Source organism: Kitasatospora humi (assembly GCF_020907985.1).
GTDB classification, from domain to species: Bacteria; Actinomycetota; Actinomycetes; order Streptomycetales; family Streptomycetaceae; genus Kitasatospora; species Kitasatospora humi.
Map to the genome: position 1 here is coordinate 1 of NZ_JAJJPA010000077.1, position 23,790 is coordinate 23,790.

Here is a 23,790-nt window from a genome sequence, read left to right on the forward strand (position 1 = left end):
TTGTGCCCCGCTACCGCCGCGATTTGCGGCGCCGCAGCCGGCCCGCGGTCCGCTCACCGAGCCGGCCCAGCCGGGCGCGCAGCCCCTCCCGCACCGCCCGCGACCGGTCCCCGGCCCGCCACAGCACCCGGGCGGCCGACGCCGGCAGCAGCACCGCGCGCAGCCGCCGCCGACGGCCCGCGGTGGCCCGCAGGCCGTTCCGCGCGGTGCGCACATCGCCGGCCAGCGGCGCTGACAGCCCCGGCTCGCGGGCGTAGAGCACCCGCTCGGTGGCCAGCGCCACCCGCCCGGCCGCCACCGAGCTCTGCTCGTCCAGCCCGCCGGCCTCGCTGATCCGGCGCACCGTGTGCCGTGGGCTGAGCGCCTCGTCCGGCGGGATGCCCAGGTCCCAGGCACTGTCGATCAGCTCCTGCCAGGCGGCCAGCACCTGATCCCCGGTCAGCTCGCCGCCGCCCGGACCGCCGGGCCGCCGCCGCCCGTCGCCGAGCCGGCGCCGCCGCACCCGGTCGCGCCACAGCATCGGGCTCAACAGCAGCAGCACCACCACCGCGATCGCCGCCAGCAGCGCCGGCAGCTGCCAGGGCGTCCCGCTCGCGGTCGGCGCCGCCGCCACCGGCGCCGCCGACTGCTGGGCCGGGCAGCCGCCCTGCCTGCGCAGCGCCGCCGGGCAATCGGCCGCGGCCGAGCTGGACGCGCCGCCCTGGGCGGTGGGCTGGGCGCTCGCCTCGGTGGCGGAGCTGGTCGGCTGCGGGGCCGCCTGCTCGGTGCTGTAGGCCGGGGCCACGCCGATGCTCGGCGTCGGCTCGAACCGCAGCCAGCCGACGCCGGCGAAGTACAGCTCCGGCCAGGCGTGGTAGTTCTTGGTGCCGACCTGGAAGTTGCCGTCGCCCAGGTCCTCGCCGGGGGCGAACCCGACCGCCACCCGGGCCGGAATGCCCAGGGTGCGGGCCATCGCCGCCATGGTGGCCGCGAAGTGCACGCAGAAGCCCTGCTTGTCCTCCAGGAACTTGGCGATCGCCTGCGGCCCGGTTCCCGCGTCCACGTCGGTGTTGTAGCGGAAGCCGCCGGTGACGGTGAACCAGTTCTGCAGGGCCACCGCCTGGTCGTAGGCGGTCCCCCGGCCGGCCGTCACCTGGTGGGCGAGGTCGCGCACCATGGACGGCAGGTCGTCGGGCACCTTGGTGTAGCGGTCGGTGATCGCGCTGGGCGGGGCCCCGGCCTGCCGCAGCTGGTCCGCGGTGGGAGTGACGTTGTACGAGGTCACCGTGTAGGTCAGCCCGCCGGCCTGCTGGCCGTTGCCGGCGATCACCGAGCGGGTGTCCGGCTCGTAGCGCCAGCCGCCGTCCTTCAGCTTGATCCGGCTGATCGGGTACGGCGCGGGCAGCCACTGGGTGCTGAGGTCGGATCCGAGGCTGACGTCGGTGGTCATCTCCGGCGCGCTGACCGACGGGTCCAGCCCGTCCGGCGCCGGGAAGGCGGACGTCGGCACCGGCTTGAGATCCTCGCTGCCGGGCTTCCACTCGACGCCGTCGAAGTCGTCCAGCGCGGTGATGCGCAGGTAGGCGTCGCGCAGTGCCGGGTCGGTGCCGTGGTAGTGGACCAGCGGCTCGTCGTCCTGCCGGCGCAGCCCGTCGGCGAGCGAGACCATGGGGCTGAGCGCGTTGATGCTGTGGCCGCCGGAGCCGGTGCCGTCGCCGCCCGAGCCGCCCTTCAGCAGGTTGAACCCGTCACTGGCGGGCAGCGCCGCGCCCAGCACGGTGGCGCAGGCCAGCGCCAGCACGCCGATCCGGCGACCGCCGGTGGGCAGCCCGCCGCGGCCGTCGGAGGCGGCGGAACCGCGGAAGACCCGGCCCCAGCGGGACAGCCGGTCGCCGCCCTCGGCGTACAGCAGCGCCAGGTAGCCGCCGCCGGCCAGCAGGAACCAGAACCACGGCACGCCGCCCTGGCCGGTGGGGTTCAGCCCGCTGCCCACGCAGTACAGCGCCAGCAGCGGCAGCCCGGCCGCCGCCGCCCTGCGGAAGGTCACGGCCAGGGCGTCGACCAGCACCGCGATCACCGCGGTCGAGGCGACCAGCAGGAACCGCAGGCCGGGGGTGGCCGGGGCCGGGATGGTGTACGTGCCGATGTCGCTGCCGGCGCTGTCGAGCAGGTCGGAGAGGGCCTGGACGGCGTGCGCCCCGGGCAGCACCCCGAGGGTCAGCGCCGACCGCACCGCGCCGAACATCAGCAGGTAGAACACCAGCAGCAGCTGGATGAGCGGCACCAGCACCCGGGGCACCGGGAGGCGGCGCAGTCCGGCGCCCGCTCCCGCCACCACCACGATCTGCAGGGTCGCGGGCAGCACCCAGTTGTTGGGCTCCAGCAGCGGGGTCAGGGTGGCCATCGCCAGCAGGGTGGCGAGCGCCGCGTAGACCGTCAGTCGGGTCTGCGTGGTCATCGGCTGACCGTTCCCTTCCGGCCCGGCGCGGCCGCGGCCGCCTGGGCGTTCACATCCGCCATCCGCCACAGATCGGGCACGGAGTCGCCGGCCCGGGCCGCCAGCACCGTCCAGCCGGCCTCGCGGAGCAGCCGCAGCCGGCGCTGGGAGCCTTCGTCCGGCCCGGCCGGCGCCGACTGGCGCAGGCTGCTCCAGCTGGCGGTGTCCAGCACGAACGCGACCGCCGCGCCCGCGCTGCGCCGCAGCCGGCCCAGCCCCGCCACCTGCTCGTCGTCCAGCGCGCCGACGATCGCCACCAGCAGGCCCTCGCCGCCGTGGCGCAGCACCTCCTCGGCGCGGGCCAGCCCGCCGCCGCTGGAGTGCTGGACGACCGCCAGCTCGTCGAGCAGCAGGCCGATCGACTCGCTGACCGAGCTGTGGTGGCCGCCGGTCAGCGCCGGCGGCACCTGGGTGCCGTTGTCGGTGAGCAGCCGGGTCTGGTAGCCGCGCTCCAGCAGGTGGTGCCCGACCGAGGCGGCGCAGTTCACCGCCCATTCGAAGGAGGAGGCCGGTCCGGCGCCGCGGTGCCCGATCTCCCGGGTGTCCAGCAGCACGGTGGCCCGCGCCTTGAGCGGCTGCTCCTCGCGGCGGACCATCAGTTCGCCGTACTTGGCGGTGGACTTCCAGTGCACCCGGCGCAGGTCGTCGCCGTGCCGGTACTCGCGCGGCACGGCGTCGTCGTCGCCGGCCAGGGCGACCGCGCGGGAGTGGCTGTCGCCGTAGCCGGCCCACCCGCCGGCCAGCTTGACCGGCGGCAGCGGCTGCACCAGCGGCACCACGGTCAGGGTGTCGGCGGCGCTGAACGAGCGGGTCAGCTCGCACATGCCGAACGGGTCGGTCAGCCGCAGCTGCAGCGGGCCGAGCGGGTAGCGCCCGCGCAGATCGGAACGGACCCGGTAGGACACCTCGCGGTAGCCGTGCGGCTCGACCCGGTCCAGCACGAACCGAGGCCGCGGCCCCAGCACGTACGGGACCTTGTCCTCCAGCATCAGCAGCCCGGTCGGCACCCGGGAGATGTTGTCCACCCGCAGGTGCACCCGGGCCTCCTGGCCGGCCGGCACCCGGTGCGGGGCGAGCCGCCGACCGCCGGCCACCCGGTAGCGGGTGCGCAGCACCAGCGCGGCGGCCAGCAGCGGCAGCGCGGCCAGCAGCACCCCGGCCTGCAGCAGGGCGCTCTGCCCCAGCAGGTAGGAGCAGAGCACCGCGGTGACGCCGGCCGCGAGGAAGGAGCGGCCCCGGGTGGTCAGGCCGCGCAGCCCCGTCCGGAATCCGGTCGGGGCGCCGTCGGTGGCCACCTCAGCGGCCCTGCGGAACGGGCACTCGGCGGACCATCTCCAGCACGATCTGCTCGGCGCTTCGCCGGCTCAACTGGGCTTCGGCGGTGGGCAGCAGGCGGTGCGCCAGGATCGGCACGGCGAGCGCCTGGATGTCGTCGGGCACCACGTAGTCGCGGCCGGCCAGCGCGGCGGCGGCCCGGGCGGCGCGGATCAGGTGCAGGGTGGCCCGGGGCGAGGCGCCGAGCCGCAGTTCGGGGGAGGTGCGGGTGGCGGTCACCAGGTCGACCGCGTACCGGCGGACGCTGTCGGCCACGTGCACGGTGCGCACCAACTCGATCAGCTTGAGGATGTCGGCGGCCTGCGCGACCGGCTGCAGGTCGTCCAGCGGCGAGGCGCCACCGTGCACGTCGAGCATCGCCAACTCGGCCTCGGGGCTGGGGTAGCCGATGGAGATCCGGGCCATGAAGCGGTCCCGCTGCGCCTCCGGGAGCGGGTAGGTGCCCTCCATCTCCACCGGGTTCTGGGTGGCGATGACCATGAACGGGGAGGGCAGCTCGTAGGTGGTGCCGTCGATGGTGACCTGGCGCTCGGCCATCGACTCCAGCAGTGCCGACTGGGTCTTGGGGGAGGCCCGGTTGATCTCGTCGCCGACCACGATCTGCGCGAAGATCGCGCCGGGCCGGAACTCGAAGTCCAGCTGCTGCTGGTCGAACACGTTGGTGCCGGTGACGTCGGAGGGCAGCAGGTCGGGGGTGAACTGGATCCGGCGGACCGAGCAGTCGACCGACTTGGCCAGGGCCTTGGCGAGCATGGTCTTGCCGACGCCGGGAACGTCCTCCAGGAGCAGGTGGCCCTCGGCCAGCATCACGGTGAGCGCGATCCGGACGGCCTCCGGCTTGCCCTCGATCACGCTCTCCACTGAAGCGCGGACCCGCTCGACGATCGCGTTCAGCTCGGGCAGACCGGTCGTACCGGTCCGCTCGTTGTAGGTCGTCACCCTGAGTGCTCCTCGCCCCTCCTCGCGCCGGCCCCGCCTGTCCGGGTACCGACCGTAGGCGCATTCTTCCCTGAGCGGTGGCCGAAAGTCACCCGATGGAGCGACGCGTGGCCCGGACACCGTTGGCCGGGCCCGCGGCGACGGTCAGTGGATCTCGCGGAGCAGACCGGTGTGCACGTCGAAGACAAAACCGCGCACGTCGTCCGTGTGGGGCAGGAACGGGGAGGTGCGGACCCGCTGCATGGACTGGCGGACGTCGCCGTCCAGGTCGACGAAGGCCTCCACGGCCCACTGCGGGCGCTGGCCGACCTCCAGCTCCAGCTCGTGGCGGAAGTCCTCGGTGAGCCCGAGCAGACCGCAGCCGGTGTGGTGGATCAGGACGACCGAGCGGGTACCCAGGGCGCGCTGGCTGATGGTCAGGGAGCGGATGGTGTCGTCGGTGACCACGCCGCCCGCGTTGCGGATGATGTGGGAGTCACCGAGCTCCAGGCCGAGGGCGGCGAACAGGTCGAGGCGGGCGTCCATGCAGGCGACCACGGCGACCCGCTGCACCGGGCGGGCGTCCATGCCGCCGTCCCTGAAGGTGACCGCGTACTCACGGTTGGCCTCGACGAGGCGGTCGGTGATGGTCTTGGTGCCGGCCGGGGCCTGGGCCGGGGTGGGAACCGAAGAGTCAGGCATGGGTACGACCGTAGTAGGAAAGCGCTGGCCACGGGGAGTGCGCAGCCGGGCTTACCACCCGGTTGTGACGGAGCGCATATGGCTCGCGTGGCGCCTTCGGGTCGCGCGGACGCGGACGGTAGTCTGACGGACCGTACGCAGCCTGCGGCCTCCTCCCGCTCCGTGCCACCCGACGCACCTTCCCCGGCGCCTGGCGGTACCGCCTTCCCCTTCTGAGCGGGCGGGGACCACGGGCGGCGTCGGATCCCTGCGGCGCGGTGGGCGAGAATGGTCCGATCCACCGCGGCCGGCCACCCCTCGGGCAAGGCCTGACCAGCGGCTCCGTACCGACGAAAGGCGCCCGACGCGCATGCCCACTGGCACTCCGGACCCCAAGCACGTCCCGGTCATGCTGCAGCGCTGCATGGACGCGCTGGCCCCGGCGATCTCCGAGCCCGGCGCCGTGGTGGTGGACGCCACCCTGGGTCTCGGCGGCCACAGCGAGGCGCTGCTCACCCAGTTCCCCGAGGTCCGGCTGGTCGCCGTGGACCGCGACCCGGCGGCGCTGCGGCTGGCCGGTGAGCGGCTGGCGCCGTTCGGTGACCGGGCCACCCTGGTGCACGCGGTCTACGACGAGATCCCCGAGGTGCTCCACGAGCTGGGCATCGAGCGGGTGCAGGGGCTGCTCTTCGACCTCGGCGTCTCCTCGATGCAGCTGGACGAGGCGGAGCGCGGCTTCGCCTACGCCCAGGACGCGCCGCTGGACATGCGGATGGACCAGAGCCGCGGGATCAGCGCGGCCGAGGTGCTCAACACCTACAGCCACGGCGAGCTGGCCCGGATCCTCAAGGTCTACGGCGAGGAGCGGTTCGCCGGCAAGATCGCCTCGGTGATCGTGCGGGAGCGGGAGAAGGAACCGTTCACCACCAGCGCGCGTCTGGTGGAGTTGGTGCGGGCCGCCATTCCGGCGGCCACCCGGCGCACCGGCGGCAACCCGGCCAAGCGGACCTTCCAGGCGCTGCGGATCGAGGTCAACGGCGAGCTGGAGGTGCTGGACCGGGCGATCCCGGGCGCGCTGGACGTGCTGGCGGTCGGCGGCCGGATCGCCGTGATGTCCTACCAGTCGCTGGAGGACCGCCTGGTCAAGCAGTACTTCGCGGCCGGCGCGACCAGCACCGCGCCGCCCGGACTGCCGTTCGTCCCCGAAGAGCACCAGCCCTGGCTGAAGCTGATCACCCGTGGTGCCGAACTGGCCACGGAGGCGGAGATCGAGGAGAACCGGCGCGCCGCGCCCGTCCGGCTGCGGGTGGCGGAGAGGATCAGGGACCGGAAGCACTAGGCACCCTCCGGGGGGCGACGGCGGGGCGACAGTGAGGGAGAAGACGGTGCGGGCCGGCGAGGGCATCCAGCAGGGCCGGCTGCTGCCGGGGCAGTTGGGGCGGGCACGGATCACCGTGCGCCCCGGCCGGTCGCCGCGCGGCAGCGTCCAGGGGCGGACGCCGTTCGTGGTACTGGTGGTGGTGCTGCTGGCGCTCGGCCTGCTGGGGCTGCTGATGCTCAACACCACGCTGAACGAGAACTCCTTCGAGCTGGCCAAGCTGCAGAAGCAGACCAGCACGCTGACCGACCAGCAGCAGGCGCTGCAGCAGGAGATCGACCGCCGGGCGGCCCCGGACGCACTGGAGAGCGCGGCCCGTCGGCTCGGCATGGTGCCCGGCGGCGATCCGGCCTTCCTCCTGGACAGCGGCAAGGTGATCGGTTCCCCGGGGCCGGCCAAGGACAGCCCGCCGGTCAAGCGCTCCGACGACGGCCTGTGGCCGGGCACCGGCCAGCCCCCGTCCGACCAGTCGGACCAGCCGGTCGCCCCGGCGCCGTCGCCCGCGCCGGCCGGCCCGCCCGCCGCCCCCGACCCGGCGGCCACCGGCGAGGGCACCCTGCGGGTCGACCCCGTGAGCCCGTCGACCAGCCCGAGCGGAAGCAGCCGATGACCACGCCCCGCCGTCCCCGCACCCCCGGCGAGCCGCCGCGCCGCGACCGCCCGGCCACCCCGCAGCAGCGCCGCACCGGCGACCGGGCCGACGGCGCCGCCCGCCCGCGCCCGGCCGCGTCCCGCCGACCCGAGGCGGCCGGCCGGGTGGGGCCGGCCAAGGCGCCCGGCTCGGCCAAGGCGCCCGGGTCGGCCAAGGCGCCCGGGTCCGCCGCCCAGGCCCGCCCGGGCACCCGGCCCGCCGCCAAGCGACCGCCGGCCCGCCCGCAGCCCAAGCGGCTCAAGCTGGCCGACCCCAAGCGCCGGCTGCGGGTGGTCACGGTGGCGCTCGCCACCGTCTTCTCGCTGTTCGCGGCCCGCCTGGTGCAGATCCAGCTGGTGGACTCCGCCGGCCTGGCCGCCGACGCCGGCACCTACCGCTACGTGGACGTCCCGCTGCCCGCCGACCGCGGCTCGATAACGACGGCGGACGGGGTGGCGCTGGCCACCACCGTGGACGCCTACGACGTCACCGCCGACCCGACGATGTTCTCCCAGGACGCGCTCTACGTGCCGGACGGTCCCGAGCAGGCCGCCGATCTGCTGGCCCCGATCCTGAACATGCCGCGGGACAAGGTGGTGGCCAAGCTGCGGGCGAAGGGCAGGGGCGTCACCGTGGCGCCCAGGCAGACCCCGCGGGCCCGCACCCGGATCACCGACCTGCGCAACGCGCTGATCAAGAAGACCGACACCGCCGTCTGCCGCGCACAGAAGGCCAAGGCCGCCAAGATCGTCGCCCAGGGCGGCCACAGCACCATCGACTCCGCCTGCGTGGACCCGCTGGAGGGGATCTTCTTCACCGAGACCACCGCCCGGGTCTACCCGAGCGACGGGCTGGCGGCCAACCTGGTCGGCTTCGTCAACGGGGAGGGCGCCGGCGCCGGCGGCCTGGAGCTGCAGTACCAGCAGCAGCTGGCCGGCAAGGACGGCCGCCGCACCGGCGCGGTCAGCGGCACCCAGCCGATCCCCACCAGCGGCGGCTCCCAGCAGGATCCCGTGCCCGGCAGCGACGTCCGGCTGACCATCAACCGGGACATCCAGTGGGCCGCCCAGCGGGCCATCACCGACCAGGTGGCCGCGGCGGGCGCGGACAAGGGCTACGTGATCGTCCAGGACGTGAAGACCGGCCAGATCCTGGCGATGGCCACCTCGCCCACCTTCAACCCCAACGACCTGTCCAGCGCCCGGCCCGAGGACCTCGGCAACACCGCCGTGCAGGACGCCTTCGAACCCGGCTCCACCGCCAAGCTGATGACCATGGCGGCGGTGCTGGACACCGGCACCGCCAACTGGGACGCGCACGTCACGGTGCCGGGCACGCTGCAGCGCGGCGACCACGTCTTCCACGACGACGTCGACCACGGCACCTGGTACCTGACGCTGGCCGGGGTGCTCGCCAAGTCGTCCAACATCGGCACCATCGAGGCGGCCGGGCGCCTCGGGCCGACCCAGCAGCAGGCGAACCAGGTGCTCGGCGGCTACCTGCAGAAGTTCGGCATCGGCCAGCCCACCGGGCTCGACTTCCCCGGCGAGACCCGGGGCCTGCTGGCCGACCCGAAGAGCTGGCAGGGCTCCCAGCAGTTCACCATCCCGTTCGGCCAGGGCCTGTCGGTCAACGCGCTGCAGGCCACCTCGGTCTACTCCACCATCGCCAACGGCGGGGTGCGGGTGACGCCCAGCGTGGTGGCCGGCATCACCGGCCCGGACGGCCACTACACCCCGGCCGCCCCCGGCGCGCAGAGCCGGGTGGTGAAGCCGGAGACCGCCAAGACCCTGGAGGAGATGCTGGAGTCCGTCGTCAGCGACGAGCAGGGCACCGGCAACACCGCCCAGATCCCCGGCTACCGGGTCGCCGGCAAGACCGGAACCGCCAACCGGGTCGACCCGCAAACCGGGAAGTACAACGGTTACACCGCCTCGTTCATCGGCTTCGCCCCGGCCGACGCGCCCCGGGTGACCGTCTCCTGCGTCATCCAGAACCCGCAGAACGGCCACTTCGGCGGCCAGCTGTGCGGTCCGGTGTTCAAGCAGGTGATGGAGTTCGCCCTGAAGACCCTGCAGGTGCCGCCGAGCGGCAGTGAACCTCCGAACCTGCCCGTCGAGTGGAAGCCCTGAACCTGTGAACCCTGTCACACCCCTGCCCGTCGACCCCCCGGCGCCCCAAGGGACGCCGGGCGACTCGCTTGGCTTCCAGCGCCCCGCGCCCGATAACCTGCCCGCCGTGCCGAAATCAGACCAAACCAGTGTGAGCCCGCCCCGACCGACCGGGACGGTGCCCACTCCGCTCGCCGAGCTGGCCGATCTGCTGGGCCTCGCCCCGGTCGAGGGCGCGCCGGCGACCGGCATCACGCACGACTCGCGCGCGGTGCGCCCGGGTGACCTGTACGTGGCCTTCGGTGGCGCCAACCACCACGGTGCGGCCTTCGCCGCCGCCGCGGTTGCCGACGGCGCCGTCGCGGTGCTGACCGACCGGGCCGGTGCCGAGCAGGCCGGGCCGCTGGCCGTGCCGGTGCTGGTGGTCGAGCAGCCGCGGGCCTGGATGGGCCGGCTGGCCGCCCGGATCTACGGCGAGCCGTCCCGTGCCCTGCTGACCATCGGGATCACCGGGACCAACGGCAAGACCACCACCTCGTACCTGGTCGAGGCCGGCCTCAAGGGTGCGCGGCGGATGCCCGGCGTGATCGGCACCGTGGAGATGCGGGTCGGCGACGAGCGGATCAAGAGCGAGCGCACCACCCCGGAGGCGACCGACCTGCACGCGATCCTCGCGGTGATGCGCGAGCGCGGCGCCGACTCGGTGGTGATGGAGGTCTCCAGCCACGCGCTGGTCTTCGGCCGGGTCGACGGGGTCCGCTACGACGTGGCGGTTTTCAACAACCTGACGCCCGAGCACCTCGACTTCCACCCGGACATGGAGGACTACTACCGGGCCAAGGCCCGGTTGTTCGAGCCCGACCTGGCGGCCGCCGCGGTGATCAACCTGGACGAGGAGTACGGCCGCCGGCTGGCCGGCGAGACCGTGCTGCCGGTCACCACCTTCTCGGCGACCGGCGACCCGGAGGCCGACTGGCGCGCGGTGGACGTGCAGCTGGGCCCGGCGAGCTCCACCTTCACGGTGAGCGGACCCGGCGGAGAGTCGGCGCGGGCCGAGGTGCCGCTGCCCGGCCCGTTCAACGTCTCCAACGCGCTGGCCGCGATCACCGCCCTGGTCACCGCCGGGCTGCCGCTGGCCGCCGCGGTCGCCGGACTGGCCGCGTCCCCGGGCGTGCCGGGCCGGCTGGAGCGGGTGGACGCCGGGCAGGACTACGTCGCGGTGGTGGACTACGCGCACAAGCCGGACGCGCTGCGGGCGGTGCTCGGCTCGCTGCGCGAGGTGACCAAGGGCCGGCTGCACGTGGTGATCGGCTGCGGTGGCGACCGCGACCCGTTCAAGCGCGGCCCGATGGGCGCCATCGCCGCCCGGCTCGCCGACACCGCGGTGCTGACCAGCGACAACCCGCGTTCCGAGGACCCGCTGACGATCCTGGCCAGCATGCTGGCCGGCGCCGCCGAGGTGCCCGAGCAGGAGCGCGGCGAGGTGCTGGTGGTACCGGACCGGGCCGAGGCGATCGCCGAAGCGGTGGGCCGGGCGCACCCGGGGGACACCGTGCTGGTGGCCGGCAAGGGCCACGAGCTGGGCCAGTACGTCAAGGGCGAGGTACGCCCGTTCGATGACCGGGAGGTGCTGCGCGCGGCGGTGGCCCGGCACACCGAGCCCGAGCAGCGAGGAGTGGAGCAGTCGTGATCGCACTGACCCTGGCGGAGCTGGCCGCCGTGACGGGCGGTGAGCTGTCCGAGGTGGCGGACCCGCAGGCGCGGGTCACCGGCCCGGTGGTGATCGACTCCCGGAAGGTCGAGGCGGGCAGCCTGTTCGCCGCCTTCCGCGGGGAGCAGGTGGACGGCCATGACTACGCCGAGCGCGCGGTGGCCGCCGGTGCGGTGGCGGTGCTGGCGGAGCGCCCGGTCGGGGTGCCCGCCGTGGTGGTGCCCGACGCGCAGCGGGCGCTCGGCCTGATCGGCCGCGCCGTGGTGGAGCGGGCCAAGGACGCCCGGCTGGTGGCGCTGACCGGCTCGGCCGGCAAGACCAGCACCAAGGACCTGATCGCCCAGCTGCTCTCCAAGCTCGGCCCCACGGTGGCCACCGAGGGCTCGCTCAACAACGAGTTGGGCTTCCCGCTGACGGCCGCCCGGGTCGAGGAGGACACCCGGCACCTGGTCCTGGAGATGGGCGCCCGGCACAAGGGCGACATCGCCTACCTGTGCGAGCTGGCCCGCCCGTCGATCGGCCTGGTGCTGAACGTCGGCTCGGCCCACCTGGGCGAGTTCGGCTCCAAGGAGGGCATCGCGCAGGCCAAGGGCGAGTTGGTCGAGTCGCTGCCGGCGGACGGCACCGCGCTGCTCAACGCCGACGACCCGCTGGTGCGTGCGATGGCCGACCGTACCAGGGCGAGGGTGGTGCTGTTCGGCGAGAGCCCGATGGCCGACGTTCGGGCACAGGACGTTCGCCTGGACTCCACCGGCCGTCCATCGTTCACGCTGACCACCCCAGCCGGTTCCGCTCCGGTACGACTGCGCCTGTACGGTGAGCACCACGTCTCGAACGCCCTCGCCGCCGCCGCGGTGGCGATGGAGCTCGGGCTGTCCGTCGACGACACCGCCATCGCCCTGGGCGAGGCCGGTGCGCTGTCCCGCTGGCGCATGGAAGTCGTCGACCGGGCCGACGGCGTGACCGTCGTGAACGACGCGTACAACGCGAACCCGGAGTCGATGCGGGCCGCGCTGCGCGCGCTCGCCACGATGGGCGGCCGCGGTCCGGAGCGCCGCCGCACCTGGGCGGTGCTCGGCGAGATGCGGGAGCTCGGCGAGGAGAGCCTCGACGAGCACGACGCCATCGGCCGGCTCGCGGTCCGACTCGACGTCACCAAGCTGGTGGCGGTGGGCGGACGGGAGGCGGCCCGCATGGAACTGGGCGCGAGGAACGAAGGTTCGTGGGGTGAGGAGTCGGTGCTGGTGTCCGACGCGGACGCGGCGGTCGAGCTGCTGCGCGATCAGCTGCGGCCAGGGGACGTGGTGCTGGTGAAGGCCAGCCGTTCGGTGGGACTGGAGAGGGTGGCCGAGGCCCTCCTCGCGGATGGTGCCGCCCAGTGAAGCAGATCCTGTTCTCCGGCATGATCGGTCTGGTGCTGTCGCTGCTCGGCACGCCGGCCCTGATCAAGCTGCTGGCGCGGCACGGCTACGGCCAGTACATCCGGGACGACGGGCCCAAGGCCCATCACAGCAAGAAGGGCACGCCCACCATGGGCGGCATCGCCTTCATCCTGGCGACCCTGATCGCGTACTTCGCGACCAAGGCGATCGTCGGGGCGGCGCCGCGGGTCTCCGGCCTGCTGGTGCTCTTCCTGATGGCGGGTCTGGGACTGGTCGGCTTCCTGGACGACTACATCAAGGTGGTCAAGCGCCGCTCGCTGGGCCTGCGGGCCAAGGCGAAGCTGGCCGGCCAGTCGATCGTGGGCCTCGGCTTCGCGATCCTGGCACTGGAGTTCAAGGACAGCCGCGGGATCACCCCGGCCTCCATGCACCTGTCGTTCACCCAGGACTTCGGCTGGTCGATCGGTCCGGTGCTGTTCGTCATCTTCGCGTACTTCATGATCGCGGCGATGTCGAACGGCGTGAACCTGACGGACGGTCTGGACGGCTTGGCCACCGGCGCCTCGGTGCTGGTCTTCGGCGCGTACACCTTCATCTGCGTCTGGGAGTACAACCAGAGCTGCGCCAACGTGATCACCGCCACCGCCAAGTGCTACGAGGTGCGCGATCCGCTGGACCTCGCGGTGGTGGCCGCCGGCCTGATGGGCTCCTGCTTCGGTTTCCTGTGGTGGAACACCTCGCCGGCCAAGATCTTCATGGGTGACACCGGCTCGCTGGCCCTCGGTGGCGCGCTCGCCGGTCTGGCGATCTGCTCGCGCACCGAACTGCTGCTGGCGCTGCTCGGCGGTCTCTTCGTGATCATCACTCTGTCGGTGATCATCCAGGTCGGCTCCTTCCGGCTGACCGGCAAGCGCGTCTTCAAGATGGCACCACTCCAGCACCACTTCGAACTGAAGGGTTGGAGCGAAGTCCTGATCGTGGTCCGGTTCTGGATCATCCAGGGGCTCTGCGTCGCCGTCGGCCTCGGACTCTTCTACGCGGGTTGGATGACGAACTGATGGACTGGCAGGACCTTCCGGTCACCGTGGCGGGCCTGGGCGTCTCCGGGGTCAGCGCGGCCCGGGTGCTGCGCGACCTGGGCGCCCGGGTCACCGTGGTGGACGGCGGCGACAGCCCGGTGCTGCGGGACCGGGCCGCCGAGCTCACCGGCATCGAGGTGCGCCTCGGTGACGCGGACACGCTGTCCGAGGGCACCCGACTGGTCGTCACCTCGCCCGGCTGGCCGCCGAGCAGCCCGCTGTTCGCCGCCGCCGACCGGGCCGGAGTGCCGGTCTGGGGCGACGTCGAGCTGGCCTGGCGGCTGCGCGAGCCGCTGCCGGACACCGGTGAGCCGGCCCCCTGGCTGGCCGTCACCGGCACCAACGGCAAGACCACCACGGTCCAGATGCTCGCCTCGATCCTCACCGCCGCGGGCAAGCGCACCGCCGCCGTCGGCAACGTGGGCGTCTCGGTGCTGGACGCGGTGCTCGCCGAGGAGCCGTACGACGTGCTCGCCGTCGAGCTCTCCAGCTACCAGCTGCACTGGGCGCCGTCCCTGCGGGTGCACTCGGCGGCCGTGCTCAACCTGGCCCCCGACCACCTGGACTGGCACGGCTCGATGGAGGCCTACGCGGCCGACAAGGGCCGGATCTACCAGGGCAACCAGGTGGCCTGCGTCTACAACCTGGCCGACCCGGCGACCGAGGAGCTGGTCCGGGAGGCCGACGTCGAGGAGGGCTGCCGGGCCATCGGCTTCGGCCTGGGCACCCCGGGGCTCTCCCAGTTCGGCGTGGTCGACGAGCTGCTGGTGGACCGCGCCTTCGTGCCGGACCGGGCCAAGAACGCGGCCGAGATCGGTTCGGTCGCCGACGTGGACCCGCCGGCCCCGCACAACATCGCCAACGCGCTGGCCGCCGCCGCGCTGGCCCGCGCCTACGGCGTGGACGCCAAGGCGGTCCGGGACGGCCTGCGGGCCTTCCGCCCGGACGCGCACCGGATCGCCAAGGTCGCCGAGGTCGGTGGCGTCACGTACGTGGACGACTCCAAGGCCACCAACACCCACGCGGCCGCCGCCTCGCTGCGCGCCTACGACCCGATCGTCTGGATCGCGGGCGGACTGGCCAAGGGCGCCGAGTTCGACGACCTGGCCAGGGAGGCGGGCGGCCGGCTGCGGGCCGCCGTGCTGATCGGCGCCGACCGCGGGCTGATCCGCGAGGCGCTGGCGCGACACGCCCCGGATGTACCGGTGATCGAAGCGGCCGAAGGCCAGACTGGCGCGGTGGCGATGACCGCGGTGGTCCGGGCGGCCGCCGAGCTCGCCCGGCCGGGGGACACCGTGCTGCTCGCCCCCGCCTGCGCCTCGATGGACATGTTCACCAACTACGGCGAGCGGGGTGACCTCTTCGCCGAGGCGGTGCGGGGACTGGCGGACTAGCGGGTTCGGGGCTCCGCCCGAGCCGGAGGGCCCGCCGGTGGCGGACGTGCTCGACCAGCCGCTCCGCGGCGGGGACGAGCGACTGCGCGACCGAGCCGGGCCCCTCCTGCCCGATCGCGGGCGAGGAGGGGGAGGGAGCGGGGCAGCGAAGGGTGTCGGCACCGGGTCACAGGGCCCGGCGGCGAGGGGCGACCAACACAGAGGGACGGCGCGGTGGCGGGTCAGAGCAAGGCGGAGACGACCCCGCCGTCCTCCGAGGGCTCGGCGCTGTTCTCCGCCACCAGCACGGTCTTCAAGGCCCAGGGGCCGGCGGGTCGGCTGCGGGCCCTGCGGGAGCGGCTGCGCTACACCCTGAGCCGCCCACTGACGCCCTACTACCTGCTGCTCGGCTCGGCCTCGCTGCTGCTGGTGCTGGGCCTGGTGATGGTCTTCTCGTCGTCCAACATCACCGCGATCCAGGACGGCCTGCCCGGCCAGTTCTTCTTCCGCAAGCAGCTGGTCGCGGTGCTGCTGGGCGGTGTGCTGCTGGTGGCCGCCGCCCGGGTGCCGGTCGCGGTGCACCGGGTGCTCGCCTATCCGGTGCTGCTGGGTTCGATCGGCGCGATGGTGCTGGTGGCCATCCCCGGCATCGGGATGAAGGTCAACGGCAACCGGAACTGGCTGAACTTCGGCTTCTTCCAGGTGCAGCCCTCGGAGTTCGCCAAGCTGGCGCTGCTGCTCTGGGCGGCCGACCTGCTGGCCCGCAAGCAGAAGGCCGGCACCCTGACCCAGTGGAAGCACCTGCTGGTGCCGCTCGTGCCGGGCGCCCTGGTGCTGCTGATGCTGATCATGCTCGGCGGCGACATGGGCACCTCGATGATCCTGGTGGCCATGGTCTTCGCGCTGCTGTGGATGGTCGGCGCGCCGCTGCGGCTGTTCGTCGCCACCCTGGGCATCGCGGTGGTGGCCTGCACCGCGCTGATCATCACGGTGCCGCACCGGCTGGACCGGCTGTCCTGCATCGGCATCACCAAGCCGGTCCCGGGCCACGACTGCTTCCAGGCATTGCACGGCCTCTACGCCTTCGGGCTGGGCGGCACCTTCGGCACCGGCCTGGGCGCCGGCTACGAGAAGTGGGGCCAGCTGCCCGAGGCGCACACCGACTTCATCTTCGCCGCGACCGGTGAGGAACTGGGTCTGGTGGGGACGCTGTCGGTCATCGGTCTCTTCGCGGCACTAGGGTATGCGGGTATCCGAGTGGCCATCGGCACGAAGGATTCCTTCGTCAGGTATGCCGCGGGAGCCGCCACTACGTGGATCATGGCCCAGGCCGTGATCAACCTGGGGTCGGCGCTGGGACTGCTGCCCATCGCGGGCGTGCCCCTCCCGCTGTTCTCCTACGGGGGATCCGCGATGCTGTCGGCCATGACGGCAATCGGAATGCTGCTCTGCTTCGCACGCAGCATTCCCGGAGCCAAGGCGGCGCTCGCCGCCAGGAGCTCGAAGTCCCGGTTCAGGACAGGTCTGCGCCGGGTGCTGCCACGACGACGAACCACAGCGCGGCCGGCTCCCCGGCCGCCGCGCAGGGAGCGGTGAATTTCGGTGCATGTCGTACTCGCCGGCGGAGGCACCGCCGGCCACATCGAGCCGGCCATGGCGCTCGCGGACGCGCTGCGCAGGCACGACCCCAGCATCGGCATCACCGCGCTCGGCACCGAGCGCGGCCTGGAGACCCGGCTGGTGCCCGAACGCGGCTACCAGCTGGAGCTGATTCCGGCCGTTCCGCTGCCCCGCAAGCCCACCCCCGAGCTGATCACCGTTCCGGGCCGGCTGCGCGGCACCGTCCGGGCCGCGCAGGACATCATCGAGCGGGTCAAGGCCGACGTGGTGGTGGGCTTCGGCGGCTACGTGGCGATGCCGGCCTACCTGGCGGCCAAGCGGGCCGGGGTGCCGATCGTGGTGCACGAGGCCAACGCCCGCCCGGGTCTGGCCAACAAGATCGGCGCCCGCTACAGCGACTTCGTGGCGGTCTCCACCCCGGACAGCAAGCTGCGCGACTCGCGCTACATCGGCATCCCGCTGCGCCGGACCATCGCCACCCTGGACCGCAACGCGGTGCGCCCCGAGGCCCGGGCCTACTTCGGCCTGGACCAGCGGCTGCCCACCCTGCTGGTCTCCGGTGGCTCGCAGGGCGCCCGGCGGCTCAACGAGACCGTCCAGGCGATCGCGCCGCGGCTGCAGCAGTACGGCGTGCAGATCCTGCACGCGGTCGGCCCGAAGAACGAGCTGCCGCAGGTCGACGACATCCCCGGCATGCCGCCGTACCGGGCGCTGCCCTACGTCGACCGGATGGACCTGGCCTATGCCGCCGCCGACCTGATGCTCTGCCGGGCCGGCGCGATGACGGTGGCCGAGCTGGCCGCGGTCGGCCTGCCGGCCGCCTTCGTGCCGCTGCCGATCGGCAACGGCGAGCAGCGGCTGAACGCCCAGCCGATGGTGAAGGCCGGCGGCGGTCTGCTGGTGGACGACGCCGAGCTGACCCCGGACTGGGTGATGGCCAACGTCCTCCCGGTGCTCACCGACCCGCAGCGGCTGTGGGACATGAGCCGGGCGGCCGCCGAGTTCGGCCGCCGGGACGCCGACGAGCTGCTGGTCGGCATGGTCTACGAGGCGATCGACGCGGCGCGCGGCGGCCGGCGACGTGGCTGACCGGTCGGTCGGTGAACGGCGGCCCCGCGCCGCGGAGCCGGAGGAGGACCCGGACGAGCCGGTCCGGGTCCCGCTGCGGCTCTCCCGGCGCGGCATCGTGGTGCTCGGCTCGCTGGGCGCCCTGCTGCTGGCCGTGATCGGCTGGGTGATCTTCTTCTCCTCGGTGCTGGACGTGCGCGTGGTCGCCGTCCAGGGCCTGCAGAACGACCAGCTGACGGTGGATGAGGTGCGCCAGGCGGTCGGGCCGCTGCAGCACGGTCCGCTCGCCCGGGTCGACCTGGACGCGGTGGAGCACCGCGTCCAGGCGATCCCCCGGGTGGCCCGGGTCGAGGCCTGGCGCGGCTGGCCGCACACCCTGCGCATCAAGGTGATCGAGCGTCAGCCTGTGGCAGCTGTCAAGGGTCCTGACGGAAAGTTCACTCAAATGGATTCATCTGGGGTGAGTTTCGCCACCGCGGACACACCACCGGCGGGGGTTCCGGTGGTGCAGCTGCAGCTCAGCAGGGCCGCCCAGGACGCCGCCGCGGTGCTGCCGGAGGCCGAGCTGGTGCGGGGCGCGGTGCGGGTGGCGGCCGGCCTGCCGGCCGAGGTCGCCAAGCAGGGCCCGTCATTGCTGGTCCGTTCGTATGACGACATCGAGATCGGACTGTCGAACGGGGTGACGATCCGTTGGGGGAGCCCGGACCAGACCGACCGCAAGGCGGTCGTGCTGCAGGCGCTGATGAAGCAGTCCGCCAAGGTCTACGACGTGACCGCTCCTGACGCCCCGGCGATCTCGAGTTGACCGAAATCCGGTAGGTTCTGATGGTCGGGGGTCATTGACGATCCGTCGGTGCGTCCCCGACCCTGGGTGATCAAACCTCCAACGGCTCCAGGGATGAGCCTGGTGCTTGTCACTGGGCGATGATCACATAGGCTCAAAAGAAAAAAGGGAAGCTCGGCGTGTTCGTTGAACACGGACCCGCCCGGCACTTAGTGTCCTGTGTCACCAGGCTGTGCCTCGCGGCTCGTTGACGCAGGCGCGGCGTGAACTCTAAACGTCAAGTTCAGGGTTCGGGTCGGCGGTCTCCATTTCGGACAATCAGTCAGGAACCGGGCTCCCCACCCATCGACATCCGTCGGCTCTCCCAGACCCAGGAAGCCGACCCGGACATCCGAGGCGAGAGGCCTTCGACGTGGCAGCACCGCAGAACTACCTCGCAGTCATCAAGGTCGTCGGTATCGGCGGCGGCGGTGTCAACGCCATCAACCGGATGATCGAGGTCGGTCTGAAGGGCGTCGAGTTCATCGCGATCAACACCGACGCGCAGGCCCTGCTGATGAGCGACGCCGACGTCAAGCTCGACGTCGGCCGGGAGCTCACCCGCGGCCTCGGCGCCGGCGCCAACCCGGAGGTCGGCCGCAAGGCCGCCGAGGACCACCGCGAGGAGATCGAGGAGGTCCTCAAGGGGGCCGACATGGTCTTCGTCACGGCCGGTGAGGGCGGCGGCACCGGCACCGGCGGCGCGCCGGTGGTGGCCAACATCGCCCGCTCGCTCGGCGCGCTGACCATCGGCGTGGTCACCCGCCCGTTCACCTTCGAGGGCCGCCGCCGGGCCAACCAGGCCGAGGACGGCATCGCCTCGCTGCGCGAGGAGGTGGACACCCTGATCGTCATCCCGAACGACCGGCTGCTCTCCATCTCCGACCGCCAGGTCAGCGTGCTGGACGCGTTCCGCTCCGCCGACCAGGTGCTGCTCTCCGGTGTCCAGGGCATCACCGACCTGATCACCACCCCGGGTCTGATCAACCTGGACTTCGCCGACGTCAAGTCGGTCATGTCGGACGCCGGCTCGGCGCTGATGGGAATCGGCTCGGCGCGCGGTGAGGACCGCGCCAAGGCGGCCGCCGTGATGGCGATCTCCTCGCCGCTGCTGGAGGCCTCGATCGACGGCGCCCGCGGTGTGCTGCTCTCCATCTCCGGCGGCTCCGACCTCGGCCTGTTCGAGATCAACGAGTCGGCGCAGCTGGTCAGCGAGGCGGCGCACCCCGAGGCGAACATCATCTTCGGTGCGGTGATCGACGACGCGCTGGGCGACGAAGTCCGGGTCACCGTGATCGCGGCCGGCTTCGACGGCGGCCAGCCGCCGGCCATCGTGCGCGAGCCGGTGGTGAAGAGCACCCCGGCCCCGCCCGCCGAGCGTCCGGCCGCCCGACCCTACGGTGGCGTCGGCGCGGTGACGGGTCGTTCGACCGAGGAGAGCACCCCGGCGACCGCGTCGGCCCCGGCCAGGCCGGAGGCCCCGGTGGTTCCGCCGGTGCCGCCGCAGGTGCAGCCGACCCGGCTGCCCTACGTGGAGAGCCCGGCCGAGGAGCTGGACGTGCCGGATTTCCTGAAGTAGAGCGCGGTCTGCAGCAAGGCACGGCGCGAAGGATTTGTAAGATCTTTTGCAGGGTTCGATGCCCATCCCGCCACCGGCCGGGGTGGGCATCGTCGTGTGAGCGGCACCAAGAGCAGAGGAGGGACAGGGGACATGACGAACGGACAGTCGGCCGGGTTCCCGGCCGGGCGCCTGGAGCAGCTCCGCGCCGGCCTCGCCGCGGTCGAACGGCGGATCGACGCGGCCTGCGCGGCGGCCGGTCGGCCCCGCTCCGAGGTGACCCTGGTCGTGGTCACCAAGACCTACCCCGCCTCGGACACCCGGCTGCTCGCCTCGCTCGGGGTGCGGCACGTTGCCGAGAACCGCGACCAGGACGCCGCGCCCAAGGCGGCCGACTGTGCCGACCTCCCGCTGACCTGGCACTTCGTCGGGCAGTTGCAGACCAACAAGGTGCGCTCGGTGGTGCGCTACGCGCACCATGTTCACTCGGTCGACCGGTCCCGCCTGGTCAGCGCCCTCTCCGAGGCGGTGCTGAAGGCCGAGCGTCCGGAGCTGGGCTGCCTGGTGCAGGTCGCCTTCGACGGCGGCACGGCGCAGGGCCGGGCCGGGGTGCCCCCGGAGCAGGTGCGGGAATTGGCCGATCTGATCGCCGACGCGCCCGGGCTGCGGCTGGACGGCGTGATGACGGTCGCTCCGCTGACCGGTCCGTTCGCTGACGACCCGTCCGCCGCCTTTACGCGTCTGGCGGAAATCTCAACCGCCGTACGCGAGGGCCATCCGGCTGCCACGATGGTGTCCGCAGGGATGAGCGGCGACCTCGAGCAGGCGATCGCCGCCGGAGCGACACATGTACGCGTCGGTACGGCGGTGCTCGGTGCGAGGTCACCCCTCGGGTAACGTCACCGGGTAGTAGATCAGACTGCAGGACAAATCAGGACAAATCACGGATTGGTCCTGCTGAACCGACAGCACATCGTGGATCGTAAGGCCGCGGCCACGCACACGGACTGACGGGTCGTCGGCTCACCGTAGTCGGGACCTGACGGGGAGTGGGCGGACCGCGGTCCTGGACACCCGGCTCCTTGGGTCACCGTACTCGAAGGAGCCGGGTTTCGCGGGCCAGGCCGGTGACCGAGCCGATCCACCACAGAGCGGAGGACAGGAGCATGGCCGGCGCAATGCGCAAGATGGCGGTCTACCTCGGCCTCGTGGAGGACGAGACGTACGACGGCCAGGGTTACGACCCGGACGACGACTACGACACGGACCCCGAGCCGATCCGGACCGGACGGACCGAGGACATCCCGCGACCGGCGGCGCCCGCCGCCGCCCCCACGGCGCAGGTCGCCTCGATCGCGCCCCAACCCCAGCCGGTGGCGGCCGCCGTGCCGATCCGGCAGGAGCAGCCCCGGATGGCCCCCGTGTCGTCCATCACACCCGAACGCCGTCAGAACCTGGAGAAGAGTGCCCCGGTGATCATGCCCAAGGTCGTCAACGAGCGGGAGTCGTACCGCATCACCACGCTGCACCCGAGGACCTACAACGAGGCCCGTACCATCGGGGAACAGTTCCGCGGCGGCACCCCGGTGATCATGAATCTGACCGAGATGGACGACACCGACGCGAAGCGGCTCGTAGACTTCGCGGCTGGACTCGTCTTCGGTCTGCACGGCAGCATTGAGCGCGTGACTCAGAAGGTGTTCCTGCTGTCTCCTGCTAACGTCGATGTCACGGCGGAGGACAAGGCTCGGATCGCCGAGGGTGGGTTCTTCAACCAGAGCTGACCCGGCCACGACGTCATGTGTGGACTCGATGGACAGTGAGTGACCAAGCGGTAGCGGAAGAAACCGGGAGAGGGATACCCGATGGGGATCGTGGGGGCAGTGCTCTACTACGCACTGACCGTCTTCCTGGTGATTCTGCTGTTCCGCCTGGTCATGGACTGGGTCTTCCAGTTCGCCCGCTCCTGGCGGCCGGGCAAGGCCATGGTGGTGCTCCTGGAGGCCACGTACACTGTCACGGATCCGCCACTCAAGCTTCTCCGGCGGTTCATCCCGCCGTTGCGTCTCGGGGGCGTGGCGCTCGACCTGTCCTTCTTCGTACTGATGATCATTGTGTATGCCCTGATCTCGCTCGTGCAGCGTCTGCCGTGGTGAGCGATGCGGCAGGATGCCATCTGTGCCGACGATCACGTTGAGGTGAAGAGATGCCGTTGACCCCCGAGGACGTTCGGAACAAGCAGTTCACGACCGTCCGCTTGCGCGAAGGCTATGACGAGGACGAGGTCGATGCCTTCCTCGACGAGGTCGAAGCCGAGCTGACCCGCCTGCTGCGCGAGAACGAGGACCTGCGGGCCAAGCTCGCCGCCGCGACCCGGGCCGCCGCGCAGAACCAGGCGAACATGCGCAAGGAGCCGCCGCAGGACGCGCAGCGGCCCGGCGCTCCGGTGCCCGCCGCCATATCCGGCCCGCCGGTCCCTGGCCAGCAGGGTCCCGGTCAGCAGCAGCCCCAGCCTCAGCAGCAGATGGGCGGTCAGCCGCTGGGTCTGCCGTCCGGCGCTCCGCAGCTGCCGGCCGGTCAGGGCATGCCGCCGCAGCAGGGCCAGATGCCGGGCCAGGGCGGTCCGATGCAGCAGCAGGGCATGCAGCCGATGCAGCAGCAGCAGGGCATGCCGCCGCAGCAGCAGGGCATGGGCACCATGGGCGGCCAGCAGCAGCTGGTGCAGCCGATGGGCGGTCAGATGCTGCAGCCGATGCCATCGCCGATGCAGCAGGGCGGCCCGATGGGTGGCCAGCTGCCGCAGCAGATGGGCCAGACCATGGGCGGCCAGCAGCAGCTGGCGCCGATGGGCGGTCCGCTCGGTGGCGGTCCGCTCGGCGGCCCGATGCAGCAGCAGGGTCCCGGTGGCGACAGCGCCGCCCGGGTGCTGGCGCTCGCCCAGCAGACCGCCGACCAGGCCATCTCCGAGGCGCGGTCCGAGGCCAACAAGATCGTCGGTGAGGCCCGCAGCCGTGCCGAGGGCCTGGAGCGGGACGCCCGTGCCAAGGCTGACGCGCTGGAGCGGGACGCCCAGGAGAAGCACCGGGTCGCGATGGGCTCCCTGGAGTCCGCCCGCGCCACCCTGGAGCGCAAGGTCGAGGACCTGCGCGCCTTCGAGCGCGAGTACCGCACCCGCCTGAAGTCCTACCTGGAGACCCAGCTGCGCCAGCTGGAGTCGCAGGCGGACGACTCGCTGGCGCCGCCGCGGATCCCGGCCACCGCCTCGCTGCCGCCGGCGGCCTCCTCGATGGCCTCCACCGGTGCCCCGTCGTTCGGCGGCCAGTCCTCCTTCGGCGGCTCCAGCCCGTCGTTCGGGGGCAGCTCCCCGTCGTTCGGCGGCGGCCAGCCGTCGTTCGGCGGCGGTCAGCCCACGGGCAGCGGCGCCCCGCAGATGGCCCCGGCCGGGATGACCCAGCCGATGGCCGCGGTCCGCCCGCAGCCGCCCCAGCCGATGCAGCCCATGCAGCAGGCCCCGGCCCCGATGCGCGGCTTCCTCATCGACGAGGACGGCGACAACTGAGCCGGTTCGACACCTCCGAGGGCGCCCCCACCGCGATCGCGGCGGGGGCGCCCTCGTTCGTGCCGCCGTCGGGTCGGCGGCCGGTGC

19 protein-coding genes are annotated in these 23,790 nt (G+C 72.7%); 15 read left to right on the forward strand and 4 right to left on the reverse strand.

Going from position 1 to position 23,790, the window contains the following annotated elements:
* Positions 1-10 precede the first annotated feature (10 nt).
* The 4 genes from LN042_RS34380 to LN042_RS34395 all read right to left on the reverse strand — a co-directional run bounded on the left by LN042_RS34380 (position 11) and on the right by LN042_RS34395 (position 5,431).
* Positions 11-2,437, reverse strand: a complete 2,427-nt coding sequence (locus tag LN042_RS34380) for a transglutaminase TgpA family protein (protein WP_230055382.1) — start codon at positions 2,435-2,437, stop codon at positions 11-13.
* Entirely contained in the window at positions 2,434-3,771 is a 1,338-nt protein-coding gene (locus tag LN042_RS34385; RefSeq protein WP_230055383.1) for a DUF58 domain-containing protein, read from the reverse strand. Before LN042_RS34385 ends, LN042_RS34380 begins: the two co-directional genes overlap by 4 nt.
* Position 3,772: 1 nt before the next feature.
* Entirely contained in the window at positions 3,773-4,750 is a 978-nt protein-coding gene (locus LN042_RS34390; RefSeq protein ID WP_230055384.1) for an AAA family ATPase, read from the reverse strand.
* 144 nt (positions 4,751-4,894) lie between these two features.
* The gene (locus LN042_RS34395) at positions 4,895-5,431 is read right to left on the reverse strand and encodes a beta-class carbonic anhydrase (RefSeq protein ID WP_230055385.1); all 537 of its coding nucleotides are present in this window, start codon (positions 5,429-5,431) and stop codon (positions 4,895-4,897) included.
* Positions 5,432-5,780: 349 nt separating this feature from the next.
* Between LN042_RS34395 and rsmH the strand changes: the two genes are divergently transcribed.
* The 15 genes from rsmH to LN042_RS34470 all read left to right on the forward strand — a co-directional run bounded on the left by rsmH (position 5,781) and on the right by LN042_RS34470 (position 23,703).
* Positions 5,781-6,749: a 16S rRNA (cytosine(1402)-N(4))-methyltransferase RsmH gene (gene rsmH, locus LN042_RS34400; RefSeq protein WP_230055386.1), complete on the forward strand. Its 969-nt coding sequence runs from the start codon at positions 5,781-5,783 to the stop codon at positions 6,747-6,749.
* A gap of 31 nt (positions 6,750-6,780) precedes the next feature.
* The gene (ftsL, locus tag LN042_RS34405; protein ID WP_308191913.1) at positions 6,781-7,398 is read left to right on the forward strand and encodes a cell division protein FtsL; all 618 of its coding nucleotides are present in this window, start codon (positions 6,781-6,783) and stop codon (positions 7,396-7,398) included.
* Complete coding sequence (locus tag LN042_RS34410; RefSeq protein WP_308191914.1) at positions 7,395-9,551, forward strand: peptidoglycan D,D-transpeptidase FtsI family protein; 2,157 nt, start codon at positions 7,395-7,397, stop codon at positions 9,549-9,551. Before ftsL ends, LN042_RS34410 begins: the two co-directional genes overlap by 4 nt.
* A 4-nt stretch (positions 9,552-9,555) precedes the next feature.
* On the forward strand, positions 9,556-11,220 hold the full coding sequence (locus tag LN042_RS34415; protein WP_372495869.1) for a UDP-N-acetylmuramoyl-L-alanyl-D-glutamate--2,6-diaminopimelate ligase: 1,665 nt from the start codon (positions 9,556-9,558) through the stop codon (positions 11,218-11,220).
* Positions 11,217-12,623: a UDP-N-acetylmuramoyl-tripeptide--D-alanyl-D-alanine ligase gene (locus tag LN042_RS34420; RefSeq protein WP_230055388.1), complete on the forward strand. Its 1,407-nt coding sequence runs from the start codon at positions 11,217-11,219 to the stop codon at positions 12,621-12,623. Before LN042_RS34415 ends, LN042_RS34420 begins: the two co-directional genes overlap by 4 nt.
* Positions 12,620-13,681 carry a phospho-N-acetylmuramoyl-pentapeptide-transferase gene (mraY, locus tag LN042_RS34425; protein ID WP_230055389.1) on the forward strand — a complete coding sequence of 354 codons (1,062 nt, stop codon included), beginning with the start codon at positions 12,620-12,622 and terminating at the stop codon, positions 13,679-13,681. The genes LN042_RS34420 and mraY overlap by 4 nt, the downstream gene beginning before the upstream one ends.
* Entirely contained in the window at positions 13,681-15,096 is a 1,416-nt protein-coding gene (gene murD / locus LN042_RS34430; RefSeq protein WP_230055396.1) for a UDP-N-acetylmuramoyl-L-alanine--D-glutamate ligase, read from the forward strand. Before mraY ends, murD begins: the two co-directional genes overlap by 1 nt.
* A gap of 213 nt (positions 15,097-15,309) precedes the next feature.
* On the forward strand, positions 15,310-16,671 hold the full coding sequence (gene ftsW, locus LN042_RS34435) for a putative lipid II flippase FtsW (protein ID WP_372495870.1): 1,362 nt from the start codon (positions 15,310-15,312) through the stop codon (positions 16,669-16,671).
* A 6-nt stretch (positions 16,672-16,677) separates the two neighbouring features.
* Positions 16,678-17,784, forward strand: a complete 1,107-nt coding sequence (gene murG / locus LN042_RS34440) for an undecaprenyldiphospho-muramoylpentapeptide beta-N-acetylglucosaminyltransferase (protein ID WP_230055390.1) — start codon at positions 16,678-16,680, stop codon at positions 17,782-17,784.
* On the forward strand, positions 17,777-18,568 hold the full coding sequence (locus LN042_RS34445) for a cell division protein FtsQ/DivIB (RefSeq protein WP_230055391.1): 792 nt from the start codon (positions 17,777-17,779) through the stop codon (positions 18,566-18,568). Before murG ends, LN042_RS34445 begins: the two co-directional genes overlap by 8 nt.
* 391 nt (positions 18,569-18,959) lie before the next feature.
* Positions 18,960-20,165, forward strand: a complete 1,206-nt coding sequence (gene ftsZ / locus LN042_RS34450; RefSeq protein ID WP_230055392.1) for a cell division protein FtsZ — start codon at positions 18,960-18,962, stop codon at positions 20,163-20,165.
* Positions 20,166-20,297: 132 nt separating this feature from the next.
* Entirely contained in the window at positions 20,298-21,041 is a 744-nt protein-coding gene (locus LN042_RS34455) for a YggS family pyridoxal phosphate-dependent enzyme (RefSeq protein ID WP_230055393.1), read from the forward strand.
* A 269-nt stretch (positions 21,042-21,310) separates the two neighbouring features.
* Entirely contained in the window at positions 21,311-21,928 is a 618-nt protein-coding gene (locus LN042_RS34460) for a cell division protein SepF (protein ID WP_141638045.1), read from the forward strand.
* A gap of 81 nt (positions 21,929-22,009) precedes the next feature.
* Positions 22,010-22,300 carry a YggT family protein gene (locus tag LN042_RS34465; protein WP_101379928.1) on the forward strand — a complete coding sequence of 97 codons (291 nt, stop codon included), beginning with the start codon at positions 22,010-22,012 and terminating at the stop codon, positions 22,298-22,300.
* 50 nt (positions 22,301-22,350) lie between these two features.
* Complete coding sequence (locus LN042_RS34470; RefSeq protein ID WP_230055394.1) at positions 22,351-23,703, forward strand: DivIVA domain-containing protein; 1,353 nt, start codon at positions 22,351-22,353, stop codon at positions 23,701-23,703.
* Positions 23,704-23,790 lie beyond the last annotated feature (87 nt).